This is a genomic window from Streptomyces sp. APSN-46.1 (genome assembly GCF_022815725.1).
GTDB lineage: Bacteria > Actinomycetota > Actinomycetes > Streptomycetales > Streptomycetaceae > Streptomyces.
On sequence record NZ_JALGRF010000002.1, the window covers coordinates 200,322 to 217,582 of the forward strand.

At 70.1% G+C, this 17,261-nt stretch carries 17 protein-coding genes, 1 tRNA gene and 1 pseudogene; 9 read left to right on the plus strand and 10 right to left on the minus strand.

Annotation, left to right across the window (positions count from 1 at the left end; translation table 11 throughout):
• Positions 1-74 precede the first annotated feature (74 nt).
• From MTF65_RS07540 to MTF65_RS07555, 4 genes are all read right to left on the minus strand, one after another.
• Positions 75-147: transfer RNA gene (locus MTF65_RS07540), tRNA-His, on the minus strand.
• 105 nt (positions 148-252) lie between these two features.
• Positions 253-855: an oligoribonuclease gene (orn, locus tag MTF65_RS07545; protein ID WP_243627521.1), complete on the minus strand. Its 603-nt coding sequence runs from the start codon at positions 853-855 to the stop codon at positions 253-255.
• 162 nt (positions 856-1,017) lie between these two features.
• Entirely contained in the window at positions 1,018-2,187 is a 1,170-nt protein-coding gene (locus MTF65_RS07550; RefSeq protein WP_243627522.1) for a helix-turn-helix domain-containing protein, read from the minus strand.
• A 376-nt stretch (positions 2,188-2,563) separates the two neighbouring features.
• Entirely contained in the window at positions 2,564-2,947 is a 384-nt protein-coding gene (locus MTF65_RS07555) for a hypothetical protein (RefSeq protein ID WP_243627523.1), read from the minus strand.
• A 452-nt stretch (positions 2,948-3,399) separates the two neighbouring features.
• Between MTF65_RS07555 and MTF65_RS07560 the strand changes: the two genes are divergently transcribed.
• Both MTF65_RS07560 and MTF65_RS07565 read left to right on the plus strand, forming a co-directional pair.
• The gene (locus MTF65_RS07560; RefSeq protein WP_243627524.1) at positions 3,400-3,930 is read left to right on the plus strand and encodes a universal stress protein; all 531 of its coding nucleotides are present in this window, start codon (positions 3,400-3,402) and stop codon (positions 3,928-3,930) included.
• Between the two features lie 99 nt (positions 3,931-4,029).
• On the plus strand, positions 4,030-4,596 hold the full coding sequence (locus MTF65_RS07565; protein ID WP_243627525.1) for an acetate uptake transporter: 567 nt from the start codon (positions 4,030-4,032) through the stop codon (positions 4,594-4,596).
• A gap of 75 nt (positions 4,597-4,671) precedes the next feature.
• Here the strand turns inward: MTF65_RS07565 and glmS are convergent, their stop codons facing one another.
• From glmS to MTF65_RS07580, 3 genes and pseudogenes are all read right to left on the minus strand, one after another.
• The gene (gene glmS, locus MTF65_RS07570; RefSeq protein ID WP_243627526.1) at positions 4,672-6,489 is read right to left on the minus strand and encodes a glutamine--fructose-6-phosphate transaminase (isomerizing); all 1,818 of its coding nucleotides are present in this window, start codon (positions 6,487-6,489) and stop codon (positions 4,672-4,674) included.
• Between the two features lie 111 nt (positions 6,490-6,600).
• Positions 6,601-6,876, minus strand: a complete 276-nt coding sequence (locus MTF65_RS07575; RefSeq protein ID WP_243627527.1) for a hypothetical protein — start codon at positions 6,874-6,876, stop codon at positions 6,601-6,603.
• A 108-nt stretch (positions 6,877-6,984) separates the two neighbouring features.
• Positions 6,985-7,940 (minus strand): annotated as a pseudogene (locus MTF65_RS07580) (DUF4429 domain-containing protein).
• 52 nt (positions 7,941-7,992) lie between these two features.
• On the opposite strand from MTF65_RS07580, the gene MTF65_RS07585 reads away from it, so the two are divergent.
• Both MTF65_RS07585 and MTF65_RS07590 read left to right on the plus strand, forming a co-directional pair.
• Entirely contained in the window at positions 7,993-9,591 is a 1,599-nt protein-coding gene (locus tag MTF65_RS07585; protein WP_243627528.1) for a beta-N-acetylhexosaminidase, read from the plus strand.
• Positions 9,592-9,608: 17 nt separating this feature from the next.
• Positions 9,609-10,631, plus strand: coding sequence for a hypothetical protein (locus MTF65_RS07590; RefSeq protein ID WP_243627529.1), 1,023 nt, complete (start codon positions 9,609-9,611; stop codon positions 10,629-10,631).
• Between the two features lie 14 nt (positions 10,632-10,645).
• Here the strand turns inward: MTF65_RS07590 and MTF65_RS07595 are convergent, their stop codons facing one another.
• On the minus strand, positions 10,646-10,843 hold the full coding sequence (locus tag MTF65_RS07595) for a DUF397 domain-containing protein (RefSeq protein ID WP_243627530.1): 198 nt from the start codon (positions 10,841-10,843) through the stop codon (positions 10,646-10,648).
• The gene (locus tag MTF65_RS07600) at positions 10,840-11,736 is read right to left on the minus strand and encodes a helix-turn-helix transcriptional regulator (protein ID WP_308407123.1); all 897 of its coding nucleotides are present in this window, start codon (positions 11,734-11,736) and stop codon (positions 10,840-10,842) included. Before MTF65_RS07600 ends, MTF65_RS07595 begins: the two co-directional genes overlap by 4 nt.
• Positions 11,737-12,033: 297 nt before the next feature.
• Between MTF65_RS07600 and MTF65_RS30455 the strand changes: the two genes are divergently transcribed.
• The 5 genes from MTF65_RS30455 to MTF65_RS07625 all read left to right on the plus strand — a co-directional run bounded on the left by MTF65_RS30455 (position 12,034) and on the right by MTF65_RS07625 (position 15,406).
• Positions 12,034-12,417 carry an ATP-binding protein gene (locus tag MTF65_RS30455; RefSeq protein ID WP_308407153.1) on the plus strand — a complete coding sequence of 128 codons (384 nt, stop codon included), beginning with the start codon at positions 12,034-12,036 and terminating at the stop codon, positions 12,415-12,417.
• Positions 12,414-12,617: a hypothetical protein gene (locus MTF65_RS07610; protein WP_243627533.1), complete on the plus strand. Its 204-nt coding sequence runs from the start codon at positions 12,414-12,416 to the stop codon at positions 12,615-12,617. The genes MTF65_RS30455 and MTF65_RS07610 overlap by 4 nt, the downstream gene beginning before the upstream one ends.
• A gap of 12 nt (positions 12,618-12,629) precedes the next feature.
• A complete protein-coding gene (locus MTF65_RS07615) occupies positions 12,630-13,097 on the plus strand; it encodes a hypothetical protein (protein ID WP_243627534.1) in 468 nt (155 codons plus the stop codon).
• Positions 13,098-13,329: 232 nt separating this feature from the next.
• Positions 13,330-15,213 carry a zinc ribbon domain-containing protein gene (locus tag MTF65_RS07620; RefSeq protein ID WP_243627535.1) on the plus strand — a complete coding sequence of 628 codons (1,884 nt, stop codon included), beginning with the start codon at positions 13,330-13,332 and terminating at the stop codon, positions 15,211-15,213.
• Position 15,214: 1 nt separating this feature from the next.
• Entirely contained in the window at positions 15,215-15,406 is a 192-nt protein-coding gene (locus tag MTF65_RS07625; RefSeq protein ID WP_243627536.1) for a hypothetical protein, read from the plus strand.
• Between the two features lie 51 nt (positions 15,407-15,457).
• Here the strand turns inward: MTF65_RS07625 and MTF65_RS07630 are convergent, their stop codons facing one another.
• Positions 15,458-17,239 carry an IucA/IucC family siderophore biosynthesis protein gene (locus MTF65_RS07630; protein WP_243628606.1) on the minus strand — a complete coding sequence of 594 codons (1,782 nt, stop codon included), beginning with the start codon at positions 17,237-17,239 and terminating at the stop codon, positions 15,458-15,460.
• Positions 17,240-17,261: the final 22 nt, after the last annotated feature.

Consider the following 17,261-nt stretch of genomic DNA (forward strand, 5'->3'; position numbering starts at 1 on the left):
CACGGCAGAAGCGCGGAAGCCCGGGCATGGCAGAAGGCCCCGGTCCGCTTTCGCGGGCCGGGGCCTTCTCGCAGGGTGAGTGACGGGACTTGAACCCGCGGCCACCTGGACCACAACCAGGTGCTCTACCAACTGAGCTACACCCACCATGTCCGGTCGGAAAACCGACCGGCCGAAGAAAAGGGTACAGGGTCCGGGAGGGTGCTCGCTCCCCCCTTTCCCCGCGCCCGTCCCCGCGCCGCCGGAGGGGGCCTACTCGGCGGGCACCGCGTACTTCGCGGCGATCTTCCGCGCGGTTTCCGAGTCGGGCCCGGGCTGCGGGACGAAGACCGCCTCCCGGTAGTAGCGCAGTTCGGTGATGGAGTCCTTGATGTCCGCGAGCGCCCGGTGGTTGCCGTTCTTCGGCGGGCTGTTGAAGTACGCCCGCGGGTACCAGCGGCGGGCCAGCTCCTTGACCGAGGACACGTCCACGATCCGGTAGTGCAGGTAGCTCTCCAGCGCGGACATGTCACGCAGCAGGAAGCCGCGGTCGGTGCCGACCGAGTTTCCGCACAGCGGTGCCTTGCCGGGCTCCTTCACGTGCTCCCGTACGTACGCCAGGACCTGCTCCTCGGCATCCGCGAGGGTGGTCCCGCCGGCCAGCTCGTCGAGCAGTCCGGAGGCGGTGTGCATCGCGCGCACCACGTCGGGCATGGTTTCCAGGGCCGTGGCCGGCGGGCGGATCACGATGTCCACGCCTTCGCCGAGCACGTTGAGCTCCGAGTCGGTGACCAGTGCGGCCACCTCGATAAGTGCGTCGTCCGTCAACGAGAGCCCGGTCATCTCGCAGTCGATCCACACCATGCGATCGTTCATGCGTCCCACCTTATGCGGTCCCCTTCCGGATCGTGGCGGGCCGGTGGCCGGCGGCCGGATCCGGCCGCCGGATCCCTCGGAGGAGCCCCGCACACGCGGAAGGCCCCCTCGCCGGTGACGACCGGTGAGGGGACCTCCGTCATGCGGTGCCCGTGACGGGTGTTACGCGTGCTCGCGCAGGACCCGTCCCGGGGCGTACAGCTCCGTCACCGTGGGGCCGGCGGCGGCCAGGGCCGCCGCTGCCCGCTGGGGCTGCGGAGTGCGCTGGTGCGGCAGCGGACCCGACGAGATGTCGGAGACCTGCGCCGCGTCGGCCTGCGGCCGGCGCGCCCGGTACGCGGAGCGGTAGGCGGCCGGAGAGGACCCCAGCTGCCGCCGGAAGTGTCCGCGCAGCGCGACGGGCGAACGGAACCCGCAGCGCCCGGCGACCTCGTCGACCGAGTAGTCGGAGGTCTCCAGCAGCCGCTGCGCCTGGAGCACCCGCTGGGTGATCAGCCACTGGAGCGGCGCGCTGCCGGTCAGCGAGCGGAACCGCCGGTCGAACGTGCGCCTGCTCATGTAGGCGCGCGCCGCCAGCGTCTCCACGTCGAACTGCTCGTGGAGGTGTTCCAGGGCCCAGGCGACGACCTCGGCCAGCGGGTCGGCGCCGATCTCCTCCGGCAGCGACCGGTCGAGGTAGCGCTCCTGGCCGCCCGTGCGGCGCGGCGGTACGACGAGCCGGCGGGCCAGGGCCCCGGCCGCCTCGCTGCCGTGGTCCGTGCGCACGATGTGGAGGCACAGGTCGATTCCGGCCGCGGTGCCCGCGGACGTCAGCACGTCGCCGTCGTCGACGAACAGCTCGCGCGGATCGACATGGACGGACGGATACCGCTTGGCCAGCGTCGGCGCGTACATCCAGTGCGTCGTCGCGGGCCGCCCGTCCAGCAGACCGGCGGCGGCGAGCACGAAGGCCCCCGTGCACAGTCCGACGATCCGGGCCCCCTCCTCGTGCGCCTGGCGCAGCGCGTCGAGCGCCTCCGGCGGCGGCGGTGAGGTGATGGAGCGCCAGGCCGGAACGACGACCGTGCCTGCCCGGGCGATCGCCTCCAACCCGTACGGCGCGGTCAGTTCGAGTCCGCCGGTGGTCCGCAGCGGACCGTCCTCCCCGGCGCACACGAGTAGTCGATAGCGTGGAACTCCCGCGTCCTGCCGGTCGATGCCGAACACGGAAAGTGGAATGGAACTCTCGAAGATCGGTCCGCCGCTGAACAGCAGCACCGCGACGATCTCCCTGCGGCGACGCCCCGCGAGCTTCCTGCCCGCGTCCACGACGACGGTGGAATCCTGGCTCATGGCGCTAAGCCCCCCTTGGGTGTCGCGACTCCTTGGTCTGGTCGCACCTGCACGTTTCCCCTCGGCCTTGCACGTGGATCCCCCGCCGTAAATACATGATCGAATCTACTGCGTCCCGTGGTGTCGGCGTGACAAGTTCAGCACGCAGCGCTATGTCGACTTGGCAACTTGGCGAAAAGCATTCGATCAGGAAGCGTTCCATTCCGCTACCGGGGTGGGAAGCGCGCCGCCCGGCCATGGCCAGTACCCATAGGGTCTTGGGCGCCCCCGAGCTCTGTCGTCGCTGGTGGTAGGGGGGTTGGGGGGACATTCCGGCAAGGGGGGCACCCTACCGGGAAGTTGGCTGAAAACATGCGGGTGTGTGCGTGCGAACCGGTCAGCCCTGAGGGGGCACGCCTCCCGGGGCGCCTCCCGGCATCCCTCCCCGCATCCCGCCCGAGATTCCCCCGGAGGCGTGACAGCCGCGAGCGGATCCGGTCGCGCCGCGCGAGTGCCGGCCACGGTGGGCGGGCGGCGCCTCCGCGCGCGTGCGGCCTTCCGCGGGGATCCGGGCGGCGGTTGCCCGCCGGGTCTTCTCGGACTGCCGCAACAGCACCCGGCAGGCGGCGGTGACGGCGGCCAGGCCCAGGGTCGCCACCGCCGCCCCGCCGAAGGAGGTTCCATAGACGACGAGGACCACGGGGACGAGCAGGCAACTGAAGGCGGCCCAGCGCACGACGTCACCCGCGGGGTCGTCATCACGGCGGCTGCGCAGTGGCACGGACGAGTGAAGGGGGGAGGACGGGAAAGGATGCGGCGTGTGGACGGACTGCGTCGGCTGAGCGGGCTGGACGGGGTGAACCGGATGGCCGGGCACGGCGTACTCCCTGCGGCTCTTCCTGGACGGTCGGACGCCTGTCCAACGCCCCGCGGCCGGGCTCGGTCACTGCGCGCACGGGTGGCTCGTCACTGGCTGTAGGGGCCAGCGGCCATTGCCAAGGGGCGTCGGCTCCGGCATGCTCCCTGGGACGCTCTCCAAGGGCGGCATGCCCTGTGCAGGACGGGAGTGTCGCCGTACCCTGGTGGGTATGGGCTTGGGAAGATGCTTCCCGGACAGAGCTCCGTCACACTGCGTCGTCAAAAACGCGTGTCGTCAAAAACATGTGTCGCTAAGAACTGTGTCGCCGAAAACGCCCCTGTCGCTTCCCCCAAGGACCTCCCGCCGAGACACCCATGGCCGGACACGAATTCTCCGAACCCGCGGACCGCAAGCGCAAGCCCGTCGCCGACCACGCGTCGAGCGACCTGCGCGCGGCGGAACAGTCACGTCATCCCTGCGACCCGGCCTTCCGGCACGGCGTCGTGGTGGGATTCGACGGCTCGATGTCCAGTGAGCGGGCCCTCGCGTACGCGATCGGAATGGCCCGGCGCTCCGGATCCGGTCTGATCATCGTCCATGTGGCCAACCGGCTGCCCACCACCGTGTGGGCCGGCTGCGAGCCGCCCGTCTTCGTGGACGTTCCGGATCACCGCACCGAGGTGCTGGGGCTGGAACTCGCCTGCGCCGACTATCTGTCGGAAGTGCCATGGATCCTGGTCGAGCGGGGTGGGGACATCTGCCATGAGCTGGAGGAGGTCGGCCGGGAGTATTCGGCCGACGCCATCGTGGTCGGATCGACCCACGGGATCGTCGGCCGGATCTTCGGCTCGGTGGCCGGCCGGCTGGCAAAGCGCGCGCAGCGACCGGTTGTTGTCATTCCGTAACCGGTTGTACGTCGATAGTGCGGTTGTGAACCCCCTTGTAAAGGGTAGATAAGTGCTGCTGGGACACAGCAAACAACTGCAGATCGAAGGGAGCCCGCCGTGGACAATGGTGTCTCTGCGGGAAGCACCGCCTCGACTTCGACCCTCGGGAACATCGCCCTGGGTCTTACCCTTCTCGCGTTCGGTATCGGCCACACCGGTGTCATCGACGGCGTGAGCGCGGCCAACTCCGTTTCGCTCGCCATGTACGTCGGCGGCGTCGCCCTCTTCCTCCTCGGGCTTCTGGAGTACCGCGGCGGCAACGGGTTCAACGGCACCGCGTTCGCGGGACTCGGCATCTTCTGGTTCACGTGGGCCAAGGGCGCGGGAGCCTCGGTCTCCGAAGAAGCCGCCGGAACGTTTCTTGTCCTCTTCGCGCTGCTCGCGCTGACCCTCACGGTCGCCGCGGCGGGCGGTCTGTTCAGCCAGGGCCTCTACGCCCTGCTGACCCTGTCCCTCGTCCTGCTGGCGATAGGCGCGTTCGCGGACAGCGGCGGGCTCGCCAAGGCCGGCGGCTGGGTCGCCGCCGTGTCCGGACTGCTGGCCTGGTACGGGGCCACCGCGGCCCTGGCGCACTGGCCGATGGCCCTCGGCAAGGCGGGCAGCGGCGCGGTCGCCGCGAACTGAGCACCATATGAGCCGACCCCCGTGCGCAGGGCGCACGGGGGTCGGCTCATGTGTGGGGGCTGTGTCGTATATCGACTACTCGACCGTGACCGACTTCGCCAGGTTGCGCGGCTTGTCGATGTCCCGGCCCAGGGCCAGGGCGGTGTGGTACGCCAGCAGCTGGAGCGGGATGCCCATCAGGATCGGGTCCAGCTCGTCCTCGTTCTTGGGTACGAGGATGGTGTGGTCGGCCTTCTCCTGCTCGCGGTGGGCCACCGCGAGGATGCGGCCGCTGCGGGCCTTGATCTCCTCCAGCGCCGCGCGGTTCTTCTCCAGCAGGTCGTCGTCCGGGACGATCGCGACCGTCGGCATCGCCGGCTCGATGAGCGCGAGCGGACCGTGCTTGAGCTCGGAGGCCGGGTAGGCCTCGGCGTGGATGTAGGAGATCTCCTTCAGCTTCAGGGAGGCCTCCAGGGCCACCGGGTAGCCGCGGACCCGGCCGATGAACATCATCGACTTGGCCTCGGCGTACTCGGCCGCCAGCTTCTTGATGTCCTCTTCGGTCTCCAGGATCTCCTGGATCTGCGCGGGCAGCTTGCGCAGGCCCTCGATGATCCGCTTGCCGTCGGTGACCGACAGGTCGCGGATCCGGCCCAGGTGCACGGCGAGCAGCGCGAACGCCACGACCGTGTTGGTGAAGCACTTGGTGGAGACGACGCAGACCTCCGGGCCGGCGTGCACGTACACGCCGCCGTCGGCCTCGCGGGCGATCGCGGAGCCGACCACGTTGACCACGCCGAGGACGCGGGCGCCCTTGCGCTTGAGCTCCTGGACGGCGGCCAGCACGTCGTACGTCTCACCGGACTGGGAGACCGCGATGTAGAGGGTGTCGGGGTCCACGACCGGGTTGCGGTAGCGGAACTCGGAGGCCGGCTCGGCGTCGGCGGGGATCCGGGCCAGGCTCTCGATGAGGCCGGCGCCGATCATGCCCGCGTGGTACGAGGTGCCGCAGCCGAGGATCTTGACCCGGCGGATGCCGCGCGCCTCGCGCGGGTCCAGGTTCAGGCCGCCCAGGTGGACGGTGTTGAAGCGGTCGTCGATCCGGCCGCGCAGCACGCGGTCGACGGCGTCGGCCTGCTCGGAGATCTCCTTGTGCATGTAGGTGTCGTGGCCGCCCATGTCGTAGGAGGCGGCCTCCCACTCCACGGTCTCCGGGGTGGCGGTGGTGCTGGCACCGCTGGTGGTGTAGGTGCGGAAGTCGTCGGCCTTCAGCGTGGCCATCTCGCCGTCGTCGAGGGTGACGATCTGGCGGGTGTGGGCGACCAGCGCGGCGACGTCCGAGGCGACGAACATCTCCTTCTCGCCGATGCCGAGGACGACCGGGGAGCCGTTGCGGGCGACGACGATGCGGTCGGGGAAGTCGGCGTCCATGACGGCGATGCCGTAGGTGCCCTCGATCGCCTTGACGGCCTCGCGGACCTTCTCCTCCAGGGTGTCGGCCTGGGAGCGGGCGACGAGGTGGACGATCACCTCGGTGTCGGTCTCCGAGAGGAAGACGACGCCGTCCGCCTCCAGCTTGGCGCGCAGCTCGGCCGCGTTGTCGACGATGCCGTTGTGGACGACCGCGACCTTGTGGTCGGCATCCAGGTGCGGGTGGGAGTTGATGTCGCTGGGGGCGCCGTGGGTGGCCCAGCGGGTGTGGGCGATACCGGTGGTGCCGGCGAAGCGCTTGGGGACCCGGGACTCCAGCTCGCGGACCCGGCCCTTGGCCTTGACGACCTTCAGGGCCGCGGCCTTCGGGCTGTTGACGACGATGCCCGCCGAGTCGTAGCCGCGGTACTCAAGGCGCTGGAGACCCTCCAGCAGCAGCGGTGCCACGTCACGCTTGCCGATGTAACCCACGATTCCGCACATACGGTGTTACCCCTCCTGAAGTTCGTTCGCTCGTGCCGCTCTTGCCGCTGCCGCCCCTGTCGTGGCCGCGGCGCTTGCCACGTCGGCTGTGCCTGCCGTGGCTCCCGTGGTTCAGCCGTAGACGATGCGGCGCAACTGCCGGAGCGAGAGCTCCGGGGGCGCCACGGCGCGGTGCGGCAGTTCCGCCGCGATCCGCTCGAAGATCTCCACGTTCACCGCGCCACCGGATTGGAGCTCACGGTGGCGGCGGCGGACGTATTCCTCCGTCGTCTCGTCGAAGTACGCGAGCACGTCCAGCACCACCCGGGCGGCCTCACCGCGCTGGAGCGCGGTGCTGCGGACCAGGTGGTCGACGAGATCGTCGTGCGACGGGCGGCGGTCGAGCATCCGTAGATACTGACGGCCAACGGAGCGGAATGCAAAAATCCTGCCCGGAATCGGGCAGGATCCTGCTGGTCTGGACCAAGCGGAGGGTCGCCTTCGATTTGATGCCGGTCAGAAGCGCCGCAGTATCAACGCCTTCGTCGCCGCGAACTCCTCCTCGGTGAGGACCCCCGCCTTGTGCAGCTCACCCAGCTCCGCGAGCCTGCGCAGCAGGGCGTCGTGATCCTCGGGGGGAGCGGCGCCGCCGCTGCTGCTGCTGCCGCTGCCGCTGCCGCTGCCGCTGCCGCCGAGCGCCGGGGCGGTGGGCGCGGGCTGCGCCGGGGGCTCGGGAGGGGCGGCCGGGTGGGGCATCCGTACCACCACGGCCGCCGCGACCAGCGCCGTCACCAGCTCCTTCTTGCCGAAGCCGAAGAGCTCCACGGTGTACGGGTCGTACTTGGGCGCCGGGGCCTTCGGCGCGCCGGCCAGGGAGTCCAGGGAGGTCAGGGAGGAGGCCAGGGAGAACCGGAGCCAGCCGTTCGTCAGCCCCTTCGCCGGGAGCCAGTCCACCGCGCGCACATCCGCCACCCGGAACCGGCTGGGCCCGCCGGACTGCTTGGAGTCCTCCGCCGTCCAGTTCCACTCCAGGGACACCCGGTCCCCGTCGAAGGCCACCGTCCCGTCGCCGCCGCCCGCCGTGATCGGCACCGCGGGCCCGGGCAGCAGGTACGCGTCCGTCGGGCCCGGGTCCACCTGCTCCAGCAGCAGCGCATTGCGCACCTCGTCGACGAAGTACTCCGCGACCCGGTCCGGTCCTGCTCGACGGCGAGCTTGTACGGGTCGGAGGTCTCCGGCAGCCGCCCGCCGGTCACCTGGAGCAGGGGATCGGCCCCGTCACGCAGCCTGAGCCGCAACCGGCCCGATTTGCGGCCGGGTTCGTAGGAGATCCCGGCGATCGCGCGCAGCGGTACGGTCAGCTCGCCGAGCGTCTGGCGCAGCGGGCCGACCTCCTTGTCGCGCCCGGGCACGATGCGCACCGCGTCCCCGTCGAAGGTCCATGTGCCGTCCTTCTGGATGATTTCCGCCATCTTGTGATTCTCGCACCCACCTCTGGACGGGAGTTGGCCTATACCTGGGCACATGAGAGTCCTGCGACGCACGCTCGGCACCCTCCTCGTCCTCGGGGTCCTCGGTGCCTCCGTCTCCTGTACCGCGGCCCACGGTGACGACGCCAAGCCCGGGGGCGACCGCCCCGCTGCCCTGGCCCCCTACGAACAGCTCCTGCCGGCCCCCGCCTTCGTACGGGCCGGCGGCCCCGGCTACGCCTTCGGGGAGGGCACGGTCATCCGTACCGGCCGCGCCGACGGCGACGAGGGCGACGAGGAGGTCCGCCGGGTCGGCGAACTCCTCGCCGAGCAGCTGCGCGGCCCCAGCGGGCTGCCGCTGCCCGTGGTCGACGGAGCGGCGGGCGACGGCGTCCGGCTGCGCCTCGACGAGGGGGCCGCCGGGCTGGGGGCCGAGGGCTACCGGCTGGAGACCTCGGCTTCCGGGGTCACGCTGACCGCCCGGACGCCGGCCGGCCTGTTCCACGCGGGACAGACCCTACGGCAGCTGCTGCCGGTGGCCGGACCGGGGACGGTGCCGGGCGGGACGGTCACCGACGCGCCGCGCTTCGCGTACCGGGGTGCGATGCTCGACATCGCGCGCCACTTCTTCACGGTGGAGCAGGTGAAGCGGTACGTCGATCAGCTCGCCGAGTACAAGGTCAACACGCTGCACCTGCACCTCACCGACGACCAGGGCTGGCGCATCGCCATCGACGGCTGGCCGCGGCTGGCGGAGTACGGGGGCGGCAGCGAGGTCGGCGGCGGCCCGGGCGGGTACTGGACGAAGGACGACTACCGGGAACTGGTGGCGTACGCGGGACAGCGGTACGTGGACGTGGTCCCGGAGATCGACATGCCGGGGCACGTGAACGCGGCGCAGGCCTCGTACGCGGAGCTGAACTGCGACGGGAAGGCGCCGGACCGCTACACGGGGATCAAGGTCGGCTTCAGTTCCCTGTGCGTCGGCAAGGAGCGGACGTACGAGTTCATCGACGACGTGCTCGGCGAGCTGGCGGAGCTGACGCCGGGCCGCTACCTCCACATCGGCGGCGACGAGGCGCATTCGACGCCGGCGGCGGACTACGCGGCGTTCATGGACCGGGCGCAGCAGGTGGTGGCCCGCCACGGCAAGACGGTGGTGGCCTGGCACCAGCTGGCGTCGGCGCGTCCGGCACGGGGCGCGGTGCTCCAGTACTGGGGCCACGACCGCACTCCGGCGGCGGACAAGGCGGCGGTGGCCGCGGCGGCGAAGGCGGGCCACCAGGTGATCCTTTCCCCCGCGGACCGGCTGTACCTGGACATGAAATACGACGTCACGACGAAGCCGGGCCTGGTGTGGGCCGGCTACGTCCCGGTGCGCCGGTCGTACGACTGGAACCCGGGTACGTACCTGTCCGGCGTCGCCGAGTCCGCGGTCCTGGGCGTGGAGGCCCCGCTGTGGACGGAGACCATCGCCACCCGCCACGACCTGGAGTTCATGGCCTTCCCCAGGGTCCTCAGCCTGGCCGAACTCGGCTGGAGCCCGACCCCGCGGAACTGGTCCACCTACCGCCAACGCCTCGCCTCCCAGGCCCCCCGCCTGAACGCCCAGCACATCGCGTACTACCGCGCGCCGGACGTCCCCTGGCAGTAGTCATGCAGGATGTGCGGGTGATATTCGGGAGAAAGAAGTTCCTGGGCGCCGTGGGCGACTTCGAGGAGGCCGTACGCGCACAGGACGCACTGGGGGCGGAACGGGCGTTCGCGCAGCTCCAGCGGACGAGCGGGAACGCCGGTGACGGTGAGTACGCGGCGGCGGGGCCGCGGCTGGGGGCGCTGCTTCCGGAACTGCCGCACGGGCCGCGGGCCACGGTCGCGGTGGTCGTCGGGGCGTGCGTCGAGCGGGGCGCGGACGCGCAGGCGTGCGCGCCGGGGATCTTCGCCGGGGCGCGGGAGGCGTTCGCGGCGGCCGCCGACTTCTGCGCGCGCTGGGCGGAAACAGGGGGCGGAGAACTCCCCGACCTCGACGACGAACTCACCGACGAGATCATCGAGAGGGCGGGCTACGAGTCGGCCGTCGGCTGGTTCACTCTGCCGCAGTGGGAGATGGCGAGTGTCGCCATGCTCAACGCCCCGGCCGTGCGCCGAACCGCGGAGGACAAGGCGGAGCTGCTCGCGCTCGTCGAACGGGTGGCCGAGGCCTCCGGCGACGAGTTCAAGTGCCTGACGTACGCACTGCGGGTGCTGGACGACGAACCGCTCGTCGTCCTGCACCGCGAGAGCGGGACCGGATACGCCCTGCGCATGAGCGGAATCGGTGACAACTTCCAGCTGCACACCCTGCTCGCGGGCGTGCTCATCGGTGGGACGCACGTGCCGGGCGAGGCGCCGCCGGAGCGGGAGATCGCCGTGTGCCGGGACGCGGAGGGACAGGTTCCGACGACCGGAGCCTTCAACCTGGTCGGCGCAGACGGATGCTGGATCTTCAACGAGGGAAACCCGACCGACATCGGCGTCGTCGACGGCGTCCGGCTGCTCGTCCTCGACCCGCCGCCGTACCGGCGGGGCTGGCCCGCCGGTCGGTTCTTCCCCGGCATGCACGGCGACCTCGTGCTGGAGCGGGTGCTCGGCGCGGAGGAGGCCGCCGGCTGGTTCGGCAAGGTGGCTCCCGCCAAGGGACTGACGCGCGCCTGATCTTTCTGTGGCGGTCAGACGCGCGGGTCTTCCTTCAGACCGCGGATGAAGGCGGACCAGGCGGAGGCCGCGCAGTGGAGCCCGGGGAGCCCGGTGTCCTTGCTGTCCCGGACGGCTAGCCCGCCGTCGGTGGTCCCCGCCACCTCGACGCAGTCGCCCATTTGCCCCGAGTAAGACGACTTCCGGTAGTCGCCGACTATCTCTGCGGTCATGGTCTCTCTTCCGTGGAACACGGGGTGCCCTTCAGAAGCTGGAGGATGCGGTCTGCGGTCTCCTCTGGGGACAGTGCTGAAGAGCGTAGCCCGTCGAACGCATTGACGTAGAGGGCCAGATCGTCCGGAGCTTCGATGACCGAAGTGTTGGGCAGGTTCTCGACCGCCACGGCCTCGACGATCGGCTCGTCCCCGAAAGAGAAGCTGACGAAGGGTCCGGCCGCGCCCGCCGCCCGGCTCGCCGAGATCGGCAGCATCTGGACGGTCACGTTGTGGCGCTGCGATGCGTCAAGAAGCCGTTGCCACTGCGGGACGGCGAGAGCGGGGTGGGACGCGAGGGACGTGATCGCTGGCTCCCAGATGACCGCGGCGAACTGCACGCCGCCTTCTTCGATGCGCTTCTGACGCTCCTGGCGGACCTGCATCAGTCCCTTGATCCGCTCCGGCGTGAGGAAGCAGGGCCCTGCGGAGATAACGGACTCGGCGTACTCGGGTGTCTGCAACAGGCCCGGGATCAGGGCCGTTTGCCAGGACCGGATGTGGGTCGCGTCGTTCTCCAGCGTGATGTGATCGGCGTAGTCCGGCGTGACCGTCTCTTGGAAGTCGAGCCACCAGCCCCGCTGGTTTCCAGTCTTCGCCCATCCCTCCAAGCGTGCCCGCTCTTTGGGGTCGTCAACGCTGTAGCGGTCCAGGAGGGTACGTACTTCCAGCGCCGAGGCGGATGTCAGGCCACCTTCCAGGCGACTGACCTTCGACACGGACTTCAAGATCGCCTCAGCGGCTGACGCCTGATCGATACCTGCAGCCTCGCGGTGCCGCTTCAAAGCCGCCCCGAGCCTCCGGCTCCGGACTGTCGGCTTACCACCTGGGGGCATGGCAACTCCTCTCAACATCCGCACCACTCTGCCGTCTTGGGGTAACGCACCGCCAGAATCGCCATCCGATCGCGTGAATCGCAAATTTGCGTTTCATTCTGCTTGCGGTGGCTGTGTGTGCGGTCCTACGGTGATGGTTGTCACGTTCTGTGGGGTAGTCAGCGCACAGCGTGGCTGGTTCACAAGCGGAGAGACCCCCGCGACTGCGCTAACAGTCCGGGGGCGTGGCCAACGCTTACTAAGGAGCGTCAACGTGCTGCATTTTATCGGGGTCATCCACGGGCGGGCGGTGGCCCGGTGAGTGAATGCGAACAAGTGGTCCGGCGGTGGCGGCGGGAGGCGCGGTGTGTGCCGCTCGCGCGGGCCGAACTGCGTAAGGCCCTGGCCGACTGGGGGCTCTCGGAGCTGGAGGGGGACGCGCTGCTGGTGGCCTCCGAGCTGGTGACCAATGCCGTGCGGCATGCCGTCGCGCCCCGCGACCGGGAGATCGAGACCCGGTATGTGCGGCTCGGCAACGGCGTACGGGTCGAGGTCCACGACGTCAGTCCCGCGATGCCCGTGGTCGGGGAGTCGGACCGGGGCGATGACGGCGGGCGCGGGCTGTACCTGGTGGCGGCGCTCGCCGATCGGTGGGCCGTAGGGGAGCGGGTCGGGCCCGGGAAACGGGTGTGGGCAGAGCTGTCCGTGAAGGTGCAGTGAGTGTCTGGTTGCTGACCCGCGACCGGACGGGCAGTGAGGCGATCTTCGAGGTCGAGTGCACCTCTTGCCTCGCCGGGTCGGGGCCCGCCGATGACGACGACGGGCCCGCCGTGTGGGCCCTGCGGCACGCACGGCAGACGCACCACACCGGGTACCGCCGGATCGTGACCGACTTCCAGCGGGAGCTGGCGGCGGACTGAAGCACGCGAGACGTGGCCGCGAAGAGGGCCAGTCAGGGCTTCGCGGCCGCGCCGTCACGTGACGTGGTGAGCGAGGAGTACGGCGAGATCGAAGGCCTTCAGGTGGAAGTAGCCAGCCTCCTATTGGATCACGTCTACGCGCCGCTACTGGAGGACCAGCACGTACGGGGAGTCATGCCCGCCCCGTCGGGGGCCCCGGCTGTCCGGGTCGTCCTCGGAGACAGGGACGAGTGCGCGCTGGCCCGGCTGACGGCGTACGAGATTCCCCTCGGGGCGGGCGAGGAACTCCGTACCTCGCACGACGTCGTCGCCCTGCTCCGCGCGGTGCACACCGGAACCCACATCTACCCTGCCAACAGGGTCACTTCCGTCATGGGTATGGACCTGTACCTGGTCGATCCAGCGCACGTGAAGCAAGCCCCCTTCACCGCGGACGACTGGGCTTCCAGCCTCCTGCGGTGCCTGGCCCATCTCACGTAGTTCCCTAGGGATTCGTAGTACCCGGTGCCCGGTACCCGGTGCCGGATGTGGGTTCGTGGGTCGAATGGGTGACCTTTCGGGCGTGGTGTCGTTGGTCGGATGACAGCACCGGTGGCAGGGGAGGGATGGGGGGATGGGCCGGAAGGTGGCGCTCGCCGTGGGTCAGACCGCCCGGACCGCTTGTGCCCGTGGTCTGTTGCGGTCGGGTGTGGATGAGGAGACCGGTGTACTGGTGTCCGGCTCTGTGCTGGCGGAGCGGGTCGGCTGGGCGGCCGGTCTGGTGGCCGCCATGGTCACGGAGCTGCTGGCCGACCGCTGGAACGCCGCCGATGTGAATGTGCTGGCCTCCGGGGTGGACGCGGGTGGGCGGAAGTTGCCGTCGAGCGCGTGGATGGCTTTGCGGCGTCTGGGCTGGAGCGTCGCGCCGCCTGAGGGTGTTCGGGTCAATGACCGGATCGTTCGCATGGCGCAGGAGCAGGCCGGGCGGTTGCTGCGCTCGGCACGCTGGCGGGCCGACCTGACCGCCGGGGTGCTCGCGGCCTGGCCGGCCGATCCCGCCAAGCGCACGCCGGAGGAGTGGGATGCGGTGCGCGCGGTGGTGCCGGGTGGAGAGCATCTGCCGTCCAGCGTCATCACGTCCCGGACCCGGCAGATCAGCGCGTTCGCCAGGAAGCACGGGCGGCTGCCGGTCGATGTGTTCGAGGTGGAGAGCGCGCCCAAGACGGCTCGGATGCTGTTGCTGTCGGCGTGTGACGGCCAGCAGGCCACCATCGAACGTCACGAGACCGAGCCGGGTCGTGCGCTGTTGCGCTTGCAGTTACCCACCCGCCCGGACCCGCGGTCCTATCGGGACTGGACGTGGGTGGCCTGCCCGCTCAGGCTGCCGCCGACGGTCCCGGCGGGCGCGGTGCTGCACCTGCCCACCTTGCGCCCGCACCAGGGCCGCGTCCGCGCCGACCTCGCCTACACCCACGCCGTTGCGAAGGCCCAGCGGACCGGGCACACGGTCGCGCTCGGGGTGGACTGGGGCCTGAACACCCTGCTATCCGCCGGGGCGGCCCGGCTGCACGACGACGGGCAGATCACCGCCCTCGGATCCGGGGGCATGTTCCGGACGGCCGGGGTCCTCGCCAAACAGCACCGGCTGCGCCGCCTGTCCGAGTACTTGCATGCCAAGGCAGATCACTACCAGCGGCTGACGGCCGGGGACGAACAGCATGCCCTGGCCGCCAAGCACACCATTCTGAGCGATGAGATCGCGTACGTGTCCGCGCGCCGGTCGAACCTGAACGACGCACTGTCCTGGGCCGCCGCCCGCTGGGCGGTGGATCAGGCCATCGCGGCCGGGGCGAGCGTCATCTATGTCGAGGACCTTCGCTCCATGGAGGCCCGTGGCATGGGCCGCACCATGAACACCCGTCTCTCCCAGCAGGTACGCGGGCAGATCGTGGAGCGGATGCGGCACCTCGCGTCCGAGACGGGCATCGCCGTCGTCACCGTCCCGGCACGCGACACCTCCAGGCACTGCCCCCGGTGCCTCACCCCGCTGCGGCACCGCAAGGCCCCCGACCGGCCCACCGTCCCCGGCTGGAAATGGGCCACCTGCCCCAATCCCAGCTGCGGCTGGCAGGGCGACCGCGACCGGGGCGCCTGGCAGCGCATCGCAGCCCGCGGCCTGGCCCACCAGGCGAAGACCGCGTGCGACCGGACGACCGGCGCCATGGCCATCCGCACGGTCGTGGACCGACTCGAAGCGGGCGCGGTCATCACCGAAGCCGCGCCGAAGACCAGCCGACGGGACCGGTCCAAGACCGGACCCACCCGGCACCAGGCAACACGTCCGACGCCCAGGCGACGCCGGACACCCTCCCCCGCCAGACCCACGGGTCCGGCGGGCAAGCGTCCGGAGGGACACGCTCACACGGACCGGCCACGGCTGCCCCGCGCAGCCCACCGGCACCAGGACGTGACGACGATCAGCACACCCACCACCCGGCACCAGCCACGAGGGGCAGCACGAGGCGCGGGATTCCACCACCACGTCCACGCCACCCCACCACGGTGGGAACACATCCCCGAACCAGATGCTCTGTCTGGCACAGGATCACTAAGCTGATTTGAGACGCTTGCTCCGCCTGTACATAGACAGTGACGAAGTCTCCGGCGTGATCGCCGCCGACGTACGACCGGGGGGTGCGCTGACCGCCCTCTTGGCGGCGCTGCCCTCACTGCTCGCCGAGGAGTGGCGGACGTCCGACGGCGTGGACGACCCGCACTGCCGGTATCTGGTGGACCTCACCAACTGGTGACAGGCCGGGTGCGGCGTCGAGGGACCGTATCGACGCCGCACCCGGCCCGGTTTACCGCCGGGCGAAAGCCGCGACGGGGTTCTTGAGGGTGCCGATCAGCTGGAGGGCCGCCGCCGGGTCGGCGAGGTCGACCATCTGCTTGTTGTTGCGCAGTTGCAGGCGGTTCAGGCAGGACAGCTGGAATTCGTCGGCGAAGAGGTCGTAGCGGGCGAAGCGCTCGGCGAGGGCCGGGACCGAGTCCTGGTACTCGTGGGCGCAATCCGCGACCGCGCGCCAGAACACGGACTCTTCGCAGATGCCTTCCGAGGCCAGGATCGAGCCCAGGAAGCGGAAGAAGCAGTCGAAGACGTCCGTGAAGACCGACAGGAGCTTCATGTCCTCCGGGATGTCGGCCTTGATGCGCTCGACGGCCGGCGGCAGGACGGCGTCCGGGTCCATGATGACGATCTCTTCGGCGATGTCCTTGAAGATCGCCCGCCGCACGACACCGTCCTTGATGACGAGGATCGTGTTCTCGCCGTGCGGCATGTACGCGAGGTCGTACTGGTAGAAGCAGTGCAGGAGGGGGAGGAGGTAGGCGCGCAGGTACGGCTTCAGCCATTGCGCAGGGGTCAGGCCGGATTCGGCGATCAGGGCGCCTACGAAGGACTTGCCCCCCGCGTCCACGTGGAGGAGGGAGGCCATCGTCGCCAGGCGTTCGCCGTCGCCGAGCGAGGGGACCGGCGACTCGCGCCACAGGGCCGCCAGCATCTTGCGGTACGGCGAGTAGCGGTCCGTCGCGCGCTCGTACTGGCGGTGGTGGTAGCCGATCGCCGCGCGCTCGCGGATGATCGAGAAGTCCACCGACCGGAGGACCTCGTCCGACTCGATCAGCTGGTGCAGCCAGTCGTTGATGGCCGGGGTGGCCTCCATGTACGCGGCGGAGAGGCCGCGCATGAAGCCCATGTTGAGGACCGAGATGGCGGTCTTCACGTAGTGCTTCGTGGGGGTGGTGGTGTTGAAGAACGTACGGATCGACTGCTGGGCGAGGTACGCGTCCTCGCCCTCGCCCAGCAGGACCAGGCGGCGGTTGGCGATCTCGGCGGCGAAGGTGACCGTCGTCTTGTTCCACCACTGCCAGGGGTGGACGGGCAGGAGGTGGTAGTCGGCCAGGTCCAGGCCCAGGGCCGCCAGTTTCGCGGCAAAGCCCGCGATGGCCACCTCGCCCAGCTCCGCGCGCATGAACGCGTCGTGGTCCAGGCCCGCGCCCGCCGTGAAGGTAGACACGTCCTTGCGGGCCGCGACCCACACCAGGTGGACCGGGCTCGCGGTCTCCGGGGCGTACGAGAGGTACTCGTGCACGCCGAAGCCGAGGCGGCCGTTGTTTGCGACGAAGCAGGGGTGGCCCTCGGTCATGCCCGTTTCGATGTCCTGGAACGAGGACTTGGCGAGGACGGCCGAGGAGATCTGCGGCTTCGTGTACTTGAAGCCCGTGCCCGCGAGGGTGGAGGAGATCTCCTCCAGGTAGACGGGGAGGACCTCGGCGCTCAGCCCCAGGGACCGCTGGAGCTCGATGTGGAAGTCGAGGGCGTCCAGCGGGAGCTCGGCGCCGTCGTGGTGGCGGGTGATCGAGGACTCGTCCACCGCCCAGTGGTCCAGAGCGTGGAGGGTCGCCTTGAAGCGGTACTCGACCGTGGTGTCGTCGCTCAGGACGGAGTACAGACCTGAGTCCAGGAGCTTCGGCGTCAGTAGGCGCTCGTGGGAGAACTCCGCCAGGGCCTTGCGGACCAGGGCGCGGTTCGCGCGGGCCCACAGCTCGGGGGAGAGGTGGGAGATGGCGTCGGCCGGGCTCATATCACCACGGCTCATATCGACA

What these genes read in the sequence shown, in the direction of transcription:
- orn (WP_243627521.1), bottom strand. Translation starts at nt 855, where the DNA reads ATGAACGATCGCATGGTGTGGATCGACTGCGAGATGACCGGGCTCTCG.
- MTF65_RS07550 (WP_243627522.1), bottom strand. Translation starts at nt 2,187, where the DNA reads ATGAGCCAGGATTCCACCGTCGTCGTGGACGCGGGCAGGAAGCTCGCG.
- MTF65_RS07560 (WP_243627524.1), top strand. Translation starts at nt 3,400, where the DNA reads ATGGCCGGACACGAATTCTCCGAACCCGCGGACCGCAAGCGCAAGCCC.
- glmS (WP_243627526.1), bottom strand. Translation starts at nt 6,489, where the DNA reads ATGTGCGGAATCGTGGGTTACATCGGCAAGCGTGACGTGGCACCGCTG.
- MTF65_RS07575 (WP_243627527.1), bottom strand. Translation starts at nt 6,876, where the DNA reads ATGCTCGACCGCCGCCCGTCGCACGACGATCTCGTCGACCACCTGGTC.
- MTF65_RS07585 (WP_243627528.1), top strand. Translation starts at nt 7,993, where the DNA reads ATGAGAGTCCTGCGACGCACGCTCGGCACCCTCCTCGTCCTCGGGGTC.
- MTF65_RS07595 (WP_243627530.1), bottom strand. Translation starts at nt 10,843, where the DNA reads ATGACCGCAGAGATAGTCGGCGACTACCGGAAGTCGTCTTACTCGGGG.
- MTF65_RS07600 (WP_308407123.1), bottom strand. Translation starts at nt 11,736, where the DNA reads ATGTTGAGAGGAGTTGCCATGCCCCCAGGTGGTAAGCCGACAGTCCGG.
- MTF65_RS07630 (WP_243628606.1), bottom strand. Translation starts at nt 17,239, where the DNA reads ATGAGCCCGGCCGACGCCATCTCCCACCTCTCCCCCGAGCTGTGGGCC.